Below are 10272 nucleotides of genomic sequence, written 5' to 3'. Positions count from 1 at the left end.
GTGCTGTCCTCCCCGGCCGCGTACGCCGCCGAGGCACCCGCGGCCGCCACCGCCCCCCCCCCCGGGGGGGGCCCCGCCACCCCCCGCCCCACAGCCCCCCGGGGGGGACAGCCCCCCGCGCGGCGCGGGCGCCCGGGCCCCCTCCTGCATGATCGTTACTGCGTGGGACTACTGCGTGGGACTACTGCGGCGGGATGACCGAGGTCATCCACTCGAAGATGCTCGGCACCATGGTCTTCCACAGCTCGGTGGTGTGCGGGCCGTTGCTCTCCTGGACCTGCACCTTGGTCGGCTCCTTGGCCGCCGCCGCGATCGCCTGGCCGTCCTCCAGACCGTCGCCCTTCTTGCCGCTGATGTAGAGGCTGACCTTCGGCGGCTGCTGGGCGCTCTTGAGGATGTTGACCGGGTTGTTGGCCTCGCGCAGCTTCGGGTCCTTGCCGACCAGGGAGTCGTTCTCGGACGCCGGGTCGTTGTAGCCGGACATCGAGATCGCGGCCCGGTACCGGTTGGGGTGCGCCAGGGACAGCTTGGCCGCGCAGTGGGCGCCGGCCGAGTAGCCGGCGATGCCCCAGCGGTCCGGGGACTGGTCGGCGCGGAAGTTGTCCATGATCATCTGCGGGACGTCCCGGGTGAGCCAGGCATCGGCGTTGATCTTGCCGGGGATGTCGGTGCAGCCGGCGTCCTGGTGGCTGCCGAGGAGCAGGGTGCGCGGCGAGACCAGGATGAACGGGGAGACCTTGCCCTGCTGCATCAGCGGCTTGAGCTGCTCGGAGACCTTGAGGGTGCCGTACCAGGTGGAGGAGGAGCCCGGGTAGCCCGGGATCAGCTCGACCACCGGGAACTTCTTGTCCTTGAACGCCGGGTCGTTGTACTGCGGCGGCAGCCAGACCAGGACCTCGCCGTCGACTCCGGACACCTGGCCCTTGAGCTCGGTCTTCTGGACGTCGCCGGGCACCGCCGGGTCGCCCACGCCGGCGAACTTCTGGAGCGCCTTCGGCGGCTGCTTGGCCGCGTCGCCAGTGCCCTGGCCGGCGCCGTCCTTGCCCGCGGCGCCGCCCTGGTCGGCCGGCGCCACCTGCGGCACGGCCCGGACGTGGTCGCCGGTGCCGAGCAGGTCGTCCCAGTTGCCGTAGATCAGGTTGGCGTTGTTGACCATCACGAAGACCATCAGCACGGCCGTGATCTGGCAGAACATGATCATGACGAGCCTGGACAGGATCCGCACCGGGTTCGGCCCGCGGACCTTGCCCCAGTACAGGAGCGCCACCGCGATGGACACCGGCACCAGGATGACGGTGAGGATGAAGAATGGCGTACCTGTCAGTTGCATCAAGTTCTCGTATCCGGGTTGCTGGCCGCCCGAGCCCCACTCGCCCGAACGCACTCCAATGGCATTGGACGGCGCTGAACCGATGATCGGTTGCCATCCGAATCTGTGCGGAACCTGAGAGGAACATCACGTTTCCTGTGATGTTCCTGTTTCGGGTCGGCGCTAAGTCTGCCACCCGGACGGCCGTCGTCCGGACGAGATGTCCAGCGAACTTCCAGGAAGGTCCCCCGGGGCACCTTACCTCCCGCGTCGCGGGCGCCGCCGGGCGAGGCGGTGTCATCCACGTGCCGCCCGGCCAGAGAGACTAGGGGGATGAGCACAACCCGCTTTCGCCCGTCCCGCCGCTTCTGGCCCGTCTGCGCCCTCCTGGCACTCGCGGTCACAGCGGCCGGTTGCAGCAGTACCGGAGGCCGCCGTGCCGAGGAGGCCCGCGCCAAGGCGTCGGCCGCCGGCGGCAGCGCCGTCACCACCCCGCGCTGGAAGGTCGCCATGGTGACCCACGCCGGGGCCGGCGACGCCTTCTGGGACAGCGTGCGCAAGGGTGCCGAGCAGGCCGCCGCCAAGGACAACATCACCTTCCTGTACTCCAACGACGCGCAGACCCAGAACCAGGTCCAGCTCGTCCAGGCCGCCATCGACCAGAAGGTCGACGGCCTGCTGGTCACCCTCGCCAAGGGCGACGCCATGGCCGACGTCCTCGGCAAGGCCAAGGCCGCCGGCATCCCCGTGATCACCGTCAACTCCGGCCAGGAGTACTCCGCCAAGTTCGGCGCGCTCACCCACATCGGCCAGGACGAGTCCACCGCCGGCCAGGCGGCCGGCACCGAGCTGGCCGGCCGCGGCCGCAAGAACGTGCTCTGCGTCATCCACGAGCAGGGCAACATCGGCCAGGAGCAGCGCTGCTCCGGCGCCCAGTCCAAGGCCGGCGGCGCCTTCCAGGTGCTGTACGTGGACGGCGTCAACATGCCCGACGCCCGCGCCGCGATCTCCGCCAAGCTCCAGGCCGACCCGGCCATCGACACCGTGCTCACCCTCTCCGGCCCGATGGCCGCCACCGGCCTCCAGGCCGTCCAGGACGTCCACCGCGCCGTCGAGCTCGACACCTTCGACCTGGGGCCGCAGGTGGTGGCCGGCCTCAAGTCCGGCTCCGTCGGCTTCGCCGTCGACCAGCAGCCCTACCTCCAGGGCTACGAGGGCGTCGACCTGCTCTGGCTGTACAAGTCCAACCTGGACATGCTCGGCGGCGGCAAGCCCGTCGCGACCGGCCCGCAGATCCTGACCAAGGACGACGCCGACGCGCTCGCCGAGTACGTCGCGAGGGGGACCAGGTGAGCACCACCGACGTCCTCGCCCAGGACCGCCCGGCCGCGCTGCGCCGCCTCCTCGCCCGCCCCGAGCTCGGCTCGCTGATCGCCGCCGTCGCGGTGTTCACCGTCTTCGCGGTGGCCGCCGAACCCTTCCTGCGGGTCTCCTCGCTGGGCACCGTGCTCTACGCGGCGTCCACCATCGGGATCATGGCCGTCCCGGTCTCGCTGCTGATGATCGGCGGCGAGTTCGACCTGTCGGCGGGCGTGCTGGTCACCACCGCCGCGTTGACCTCCTCGATGGTCTCCTACCAGTTCACCGCGGTGACCTGGGTCGGCGTGCTGGTCTCGCTCGCCGTCACCCTGGCCGTCGGCGCCTTCAACGGCTGGATGCTCGGCCGCACCCGGCTGCCCAGCTTCATCGTCACCCTTGGCACCTTCCTGATGCTGACCGGTGCCAACCTCGGCGTCACCAAGCTGGTCTCCGGCACCGTCTCCACCAAGCCGATCTCCGACATGGAGGGCTTCGCCGCCTGCCGCTGGCTGTTCGCCTCCGAGGTCACCGTCGGCGGACTGACGATCAAGGCCACCGTCTGGTGGTGGCTCGGCCTGCTCGCGGTCGGCAGCTGGGTGCTGCTGCGCACCCGCTTCGGCAACTGGATCTTCGCCGTCGGCGGCGACGCGGACGCCGCCCGCGCGGTCGGTGTGCCGGTCGCCCGCACCAAGACCCTGCTCTACCTCGGCGTCGGCTTCGGCGCCTGGGTGCTCGGCCAGCACCTGCTGTTCTCCTTCGACACCGTGCAGTCCGGCGAGGGCGTCGGCAACGAGCTGATCTACATCGTCGCGGCCGTCATCGGCGGCTGCCTGATCACCGGCGGCTACGGCTCGGTGGTCGGCTCCGCGCTCGGCGCGCTGATCTTCGGCATGGCCAGCAAGGGGATCATCTACGCCCAGTGGAACCCGGACTGGTTCAAGTTCTTCCTCGGCGCGATGCTGCTGCTCGCCGCCCTGCTGAACGCGTACGTCAAGCGCCAGGCCGAACGGGGGCCCCGATGAAGACCGAACTGCTCGCCCTGGAGGGCGTCGGCAAGAGCTACGGCACCGTCCGCGCCCTCCAGGACGTCTCGCTCACCCTGCACGCCGGCGAGATCAGCTGCGTGCTCGGCGACAACGGCGCCGGCAAGTCCACCCTGATCAAGATCATCTCCGGGCTGCACCAGCACGACGAGGGCACCTACACCGTCGGCGGCGAGGAGGTCCGGCTCGACTCCCCGCGCCAGGCCCTGGACCGCGGCATCGCCACCGTCTACCAGGACCTCGCCGTCGTCCCGCTGATGCCGGTCTGGCGCAACTTCTTCCTCGGCTCCGAGCAGGGCCACCGCCGCTGGGGCGGCCTGCGCCTGGACGCCGAGGCGATGCGCGCCACCACCCGCGAGGCGCTCGCCCGGATGGGCATCGACCTGCACGACGTGGACCGCCCGATCGGCACCCTCTCCGGCGGCCAGCGCCAGTGCGTCGCGATCGCCCGGGCCGTGCACTTCGGCGCCAAGGTGCTCATCCTGGACGAGCCGACCGCGGCGCTCGGCGTCAAGCAGTCCGGAGTGGTGCTCAAGTACGTCACCGCCGCCCGCGACGCCGGGCTCGGGGTCGTCCTGATCACCCACAACCCGCACCACGCGTACCTGGTCGGCGACCACTTCACCCTGCTCAAGCGGGGCCGGATGGCCGGCAGCCACCCGCGCACCGAGATCGGCCTCGAACAGCTCACCACCGAGATGGCCGGCGGCTCCGACCTCGCCGAACTCTCGCACGAGCTGGCCCGGCCCACCGAGCCTGAGCCCCGCACCGAACCCCAGTCCCGCACCGAACCCCGGCCCCGCACCGACCCCGAGCCCCGTCCTGACCCCGAGCCCCGTGAGGAGCGTCCGTAGCCGTGACCAGCCCCCAAGGCAGCACCCGGCCGGCCGTCCTGCCCACCCTGCTCGGCCTCGGCCCCCGCGCCGAGCGCCGCCGCCGCGCCCTGCCCGCCGGGATACTGCGACTGCCCACCATCGGCGTCGACATCGGCGGCACCAAGGTGGTCGCCGGAGTGGTCGACGGCGAGGGCACGGTGCTGGAGAAGCTACGCACCGACACCCCCGACAAGAGCAAGAGCGCCAAGGTCGTCGAGAACGTCATCGTCGACCTGGTGCTGGAGCTCGCCGACCGGCACGACGTCCATGCCGTCGGCATCGGCGCGGCCGGCTGGGTCGACGCCGACCGCTCCACGGTGCTGTTCGCCCCGCACCTGAACTGGCGGGGCGAGCCGCTCCAGCAGGCGCTCAGCGAGCGGCTGCGCTTCCCGGTGATCGTCGAGAACGACGCCAACGCCGCCGCCTGGGCCGAATGGCGCTTCGGCGCCGGGCGCGGCGAGGACCACATGGTGATGCTCACCCTGGGCACCGGCATCGGCGGCGCCGTCGTCCGCGACGGCTACGTCGACCGCGGCAAGTACGGCCTGGCGGGCGAGTTCGGCCACATGCAGGTGCTGCCCGGCGGCCACCGCTGCCCGTGCGGCAACCGCGGCTGCTGGGAGCAGTACTCCTCCGGCAACGCGCTGGTGCGCGACGCCCGCGAACTCGTCGCCGAGGAGTCCCCGGTGGTGCAGCCGCTGCTCGCCCGGGCCGGCGGCACCGTCGAGGGCATCACCGGACCGCTGGTCACCGAGGCCGCCCGGGCCGGCGACCCGACCGCCACCGAACTGCTCTACGAGGTCGGCACCTGGCTCGGCGTCGGCATCGCCAACCTGGCCGCCGCGCTCGACCCGGGCCGCTTCGTCATCGGCGGCGGCGTCTCCGAGGCCGGCGACCTGCTGCTCGGCCCGGCCCGGGACACCTTCCGCCGCACCCTCACCGGGCGCGGCTTCCGGCCCGAGGCCAGCATCGTGCACGCCGCACTCGGCAACGAGGCCGGCCTGGTCGGCGCCGCCGACCTCGCCCGGCAGGTCGCCCGCCGGTTCCGCACCATCAAGCGGCGCCGGGTCGAGCGCAGCGGCGTCTGACCGACCCCTCCCCGATCGCGTCGGCCGCGTCAACTACCGGTTGGTAGCGGTGCGGTGTGATTGTCGGGATCATGCCTCCTGTGAGACAACGGAGTTGACGTCGACTCAGGAGGACTCGGATGAGGGCTCTGGCCCGGATCGCACCACCGCTGCTGCTCGCCACCGCCCTGGTCTGGTCCTGCGCCGGGCCGGCCGGGGCGGCGGGGGCGGCCCCGCCGCCGAAGGCCCCCGAGGCGGTGGGCCGGGGCGGAGCTGTGGCCAGCGTCGACGCCGACGCCACCGCGGCCGGCATCGAGGTGCTGCGCAAGGGCGGCAACGCGGTCGACGCGGCGGTCGCGACCGCGGCCGCCCTCGGCGTCACCGAGCCCTACTCCTCCGGCATCGGCGGCGGCGGGTACTTCGTCTACTACGACCACGCCACCGGCCGGGTGCACACCATCGACGGCCGCGAGGTGGCCGGCCGCACCGCCGACAGCGGGCTGTTCCTGGAGGACGGCAAGCCGCTGGCCTTCGCCGACGCCGTCACCAGCGGCCTGTCCGTCGGCGTCCCCGGCACCGCCGCCACCTGGGACACCGCCCTGCGCCAGTGGGGCACCCGCACGCTCGCCGACGCCCTCAAGCCCGCCGAGCGGATCGCCGACAACGGCTTCGTCGTCGACCAGACCTTCCACGGCCAGACCGCCGACAACTACGACCGGTTCAAGGACTTCCCGGACACCGCCAAGCTCTACCTGCCCGGCGGCAAGCCCCCCGAGGTCGGCACCGTCCTGCGCAACCCCGACCTCGCCGCCACCTACCGGCTGCTCGCCAAGGACGGCGTCAAGGCCTTCTACCAGGGCGACCTCGGCAAGGACGTGGCCGACACCGTCCAGCACCCGCCGGTCGACCCGGCCTCCGGCCGCAAGGCCCGCCCCGGCAAGATCGACACCGCCGACCTCGCCGCCTACCAGGTCCGCCGCCAGGCGCCCACCCACGTCCCGTACCGGGACTACGACGTCTACTCCATCGCCCCCTCCAGCTCCGGCGGCACCACCGTCGGCGAGGCGCTCGGCATCCTGGAGGACGGCGACCTCGGCGCGTACAGCGACACGCAGTACTACCACCACTTCCTGGACGCCTCCCGGATCGCCTTCGCCGACCGCAACCGCTGGGTCGGCGACCCGGCCTTCGGCGACGTCCCCACCAAGGAACTGCTCTCCGCGCGCTACGCCGCCTCCCGGGCCTGCCTGATCAGCCCCGACCGCGCCCTCACCAGCCCGCTCGCCCCCGGCGACCCGCGCCACCCCGCCGACTGCGCCGAGGCCGGCCCCGCCGTCGCCGAGCCCTACGAGGGCCCCAACACCACCCACCTCAGCGTGGCCGACCGCTGGGGCAACGTCGTCTCCTACACCCTCACCATCGAGCAGACCGGCGGCAGCGGCATCACCGTCCCGGGCCGCGGCTTCCTGCTCAACAACGAGCTCACCGACTTCGACTTCACCCCGCTCACCCCGGGCGTCCCCGACCCCAACCTGCCCGGTCCGGGCAAGCGGCCGCGCTCCTCGATCTCCCCGACCATCGTGCTGCGCGACGGCGAACCGCTGCTGGCCACCGGCAGCCCCGGCGGCGCGACCATCATCACCACCACCCTCCAGGTGCTGCTCGGGCGGCTCGACCGGGGCCTGAGCCTGGAACAGGCCATCGCCGCACCGCGCGCCAGCCAGCGCAACACCGTCGCCACCCAGGCCGAGCCCGGCTTCCTGGCGCTGCCCGAACGGGCCGCCCTGGAGGCGCTCGGGCACAGCTTCACGTCCGTCGCCGAGATCGGCGCCGCGACCGGCGTCGAACGGCTGCCGGACGGGCGGTGGGTGGCCGCGGCCGAACCGGTCCGGCGCGGAGGCGGCTCCGCGGCGGTGGTCCGGCCCACGGGCTGACCGGGCCGCAGGCCGGCCGGGCCGCGCTGTCGGTGCCGGGCGGTATGTTCGGGGTGGGCGTCCCCTCGGGGGGTGCCCACCCCTCGTCTTGACCGGACCACCCGTCCGTACCGAACCACCCGTCCGTACCGAACCACCGGGAAGGCCGCCCGCCGTGACCGTCCGCATCGCCACCTGGAACATCAACTCCGTCACCGCGCGGCTGCCCAAGCTCCTGGAGTGGCTGGAGAGCGCCAAGCCCGACGTGCTCTGCCTCCAGGAGCTCAAGTGCGCGGCCGACGCCTTCCCGTACGAGGAGGTGCGCGCCCTCGGGTACGAGACGGCGGCCCACGGCACCGGCCGGTGGAACGGCGTCGCGATCGTGTCCCGGCTCGGCCTGGACGACGTCGTGCGCGACCTGCCCGGCCAGCCCGGCTACCTCGCCGACGGCGCCCTGCTGCCCGACGTCGAGCCGCGCGCCGTCGCCGCCACCTGCGGCCCGGTCCGGGTCTGGTCGGTCTACGTGCCCAACGGCCGCGAGGTCGACCACGCCCACTACCGCTACAAGCTGGAGTGGCTGCAGGCGCTGCGCACGGCCGCCACCGAGGACGCCGCCGGGCCCCGCCCGTTCGCCGTCCTCGGGGACTTCAACATCGCTCCCGCCGACGAGGACGTCTACGACGTCGCCGCCTTCGAGGGCCTCACCCACGTCACCCCCGCCGAGCGGGCGGCGCTGGAGGCCCTCGGCGAGGTGGGCCTGCACGACGTGGTGCCGCGCCCGCTCAAGTACGACCGCCCCTACACCTACTGGGACTACCGCCAGCTGGCCTTCCCCAAGAACCGGGGCATGCGGATCGACCTCACCTACGCCAACAAGCCCTTCGTGGACGCCGTCACCGACAGCTATGTGGACCGCGAGGCCCGCAAGGGCAAGGGCACCTCGGACCACGCGCCGGTCGTGGTGGACCTCGACCTGTGAATCACCCTGGGTGAGGGGCGGTAACCCGAACGGTCCCGACCGGTGGCCGGGTCCGGGCGGGCTGCCTACTGTCGGGCATAACCGGGTGCAGTTGTTCGACCACGTGGACATCGGAGTCCCCCCGGCTGCGCCCGAGAATCCCGGAGGTTCCGGCATGCGCCCCATGCGTACGGCCGCCGCCGCCCTGATCGGCGCGACGGTGCTGACCGGCCTGACGGCCCCCCTTGCATCCGCCAGGGACGGCTCGGCCTCGGTCAGCCCGTCCCAGGCCGCACCGGGCCAGACCGTGAAGCTCACGGTCTCCTGTGAGAAGTCGGACAAGCCCGACGCCAAGACCATCACCGCCCACTCCGCCGCGTTCGAGGGCGGTCCGGCCACTCTCACCCTGGGCTCCGACGGCAAGCACAGCGGCTCGGCCCGGCTGGCCGGCCAGCACTCCGGGGACAACAAGATCGACGGCACCTGCCCGGACGGCGGGGCGTTCTCCACCAAGGTCGCGGTCGCCGGCGTCCCGGTCGCCGGCTCCGACAAGGGCTCTGACAAGGGCTCCGACAAGGGCTCTGACAAGGGCTCCGAGAAAGGCCCTGAGAAAGGCCCCGAGAAGGGTCCCGAGAAGGGTCCCGAGAAAGGCCTCGGCGACTGGGGCAAGGCGGCCGGCGAGTGGGCGGGTTCGCTCGGCCAGTCCGGCGCCGGCGGCCAGCAGGTCGCCCCGCACGGTGCCGTCAACACCGGCCTCGGCGGTTCGGTCGCGGCCGATCCGGCGGAGCTGGCCGGGGGCCTGGCCCTGGTGGCGGGCGGCGTCGGAGGCTTCTGGCTGCTGCGGCGGCGCGGTGCCTGATGGGCACCGCGCCTTTTTGTCTTTCCCGCGCGCCGTCGGACCCTGACCGGGCCGGCGGCGCACAGGCGTGTCAGCCGGCCTGCGGCGCGGGCTTGCGCTGCTGCTGAGGCCCGTGCCCGAGTTCGTGCCCGTGCTTGTGCTCGTGCCCGAGTTCGTGCTCGTGTTCGTGTTCGTGCCGGAGGGTGCCGCTGGCCAGCAGGTACTGGGCCAGGACGTACGTCGCCATGATCCAGAACTGGTGCCCCGGCAGCTCCCGCCACTTCGCCAGCTGGGTGGCGATCAGTGTGTCGGACAGCAGGAACAGCGCCCCGCCCAGCCCGGTCCGCCAGCCCAGCCCGGCCGAGGTGACGGCCGTGGAGGCGAGCAGCAGGCTGTAGCCGGCCACCGGGATACGCAGGTCCCCGAGGTCCGGCCAGAGCTGCCCGACCATGGCCACCCAGGCGGTTGCGTACGCGGCCGCCACCACCAGGGCCCGCCGACGGTCGGTCAGCGCCCCGCGCCGGACGAACATCGTCACGTAGCAGATGTGCGCCGCCGCGAACGAGCCCATCCCGGCCAGGAACGCGGTGTCGTTCTTCAACTGGAGCAGCACGTCCCCGCCCGCGCTCAGCAGCAGCGCCGGGGCCAGCGGCTTCGGTGCCCGCCGCCCGGCGCCGGCGGCCGCGGCGACGCTGTGCGCGGCCAGCAGCGGCATCAGGGCCGGCTTGGTGGCGTTCTGCAGCACGGACGCGCCGGAGGCGATCGCGCCGAGGTGCGTCGCCGAGGCGGCCACGAAGCCGCCGAGCAGGCCGGCGGCCGAGCGCAGGCGGCCGCCGAGGACGGCACGGGTGGTCGTACGGATGCTCATGCGGCTGCTGACCTCCGGGGTCGGGCGGTGGGGGAGTGGGAC

Annotated in this window: 9 protein-coding genes; 7 read left to right on the top strand and 2 right to left on the bottom strand. The window is 72.8% G+C overall.

Going from position 1 to position 10272, the window contains the following annotated elements; all coding sequences use genetic code 11:
• Positions 1–181: 181 nt before the first annotated feature.
• Positions 182–1330, bottom strand: a complete 1149-nt coding sequence (locus ACFV6D_RS10425) for an alpha/beta hydrolase (protein WP_380340177.1) — start codon at positions 1328–1330, stop codon at positions 182–184.
• Between the two features lie 312 nt (positions 1331–1642).
• Here ACFV6D_RS10425 and ACFV6D_RS10420 point away from each other — a divergent pair, with 312 nt between their 5' ends.
• The 7 genes from ACFV6D_RS10420 to ACFV6D_RS10390 all read left to right on the top strand — a co-directional run bounded on the left by ACFV6D_RS10420 (position 1643) and on the right by ACFV6D_RS10390 (position 9383).
• Positions 1643–2662 carry a sugar ABC transporter substrate-binding protein gene (locus ACFV6D_RS10420; RefSeq protein ID WP_063350024.1) on the top strand — a complete coding sequence of 340 codons (1020 nt, stop codon included), beginning with the start codon at positions 1643–1645 and terminating at the stop codon, positions 2660–2662.
• Positions 2659–3690, top strand: coding sequence for an ABC transporter permease (locus ACFV6D_RS10415; RefSeq protein ID WP_063350025.1), 1032 nt, complete (start codon positions 2659–2661; stop codon positions 3688–3690). Before ACFV6D_RS10420 ends, ACFV6D_RS10415 begins: the two co-directional genes overlap by 4 nt.
• Positions 3687–4565 (top strand): ATP-binding cassette domain-containing protein, encoded by an 879-nt coding sequence (locus tag ACFV6D_RS10410; protein WP_380559180.1) that lies wholly within the window; start codon positions 3687–3689, stop codon positions 4563–4565. The genes ACFV6D_RS10415 and ACFV6D_RS10410 overlap by 4 nt, the downstream gene beginning before the upstream one ends.
• Before the next feature lie 2 nt (positions 4566–4567).
• On the top strand, positions 4568–5674 hold the full coding sequence (locus ACFV6D_RS10405) for an ROK family glucokinase (protein ID WP_063350026.1): 1107 nt from the start codon (positions 4568–4570) through the stop codon (positions 5672–5674).
• Positions 5675–5793: 119 nt separating this feature from the next.
• Positions 5794–7587, top strand: a complete 1794-nt coding sequence (gene ggt, locus ACFV6D_RS10400; RefSeq protein ID WP_380423608.1) for a gamma-glutamyltransferase — start codon at positions 5794–5796, stop codon at positions 7585–7587.
• Between the two features lie 154 nt (positions 7588–7741).
• Positions 7742–8545, top strand: coding sequence for an exodeoxyribonuclease III (locus ACFV6D_RS10395; protein WP_063350028.1), 804 nt, complete (start codon positions 7742–7744; stop codon positions 8543–8545).
• Between the two features lie 154 nt (positions 8546–8699).
• Entirely contained in the window at positions 8700–9383 is a 684-nt protein-coding gene (locus tag ACFV6D_RS10390; protein ID WP_380559178.1) for a hypothetical protein, read from the top strand.
• Between the two features lie 70 nt (positions 9384–9453).
• Here ACFV6D_RS10390 and ACFV6D_RS10385 read toward each other — a convergent pair whose 3' ends face one another.
• A complete protein-coding gene (locus ACFV6D_RS10385; RefSeq protein WP_380559177.1) occupies positions 9454–10230 on the bottom strand; it encodes a lysoplasmalogenase in 777 nt (258 codons plus the stop codon).
• Positions 10231–10272 lie beyond the last annotated feature (42 nt).

This window comes from Kitasatospora sp. NPDC059812 (assembly GCF_042732075.1).
Taxonomy (GTDB): Bacteria; Actinomycetota; Actinomycetes; order Streptomycetales; family Streptomycetaceae; genus Kitasatospora.
Note: the sequence above shows the minus strand (reverse complement) of the source record. Positions and strands in the feature narration are given on the sequence as shown.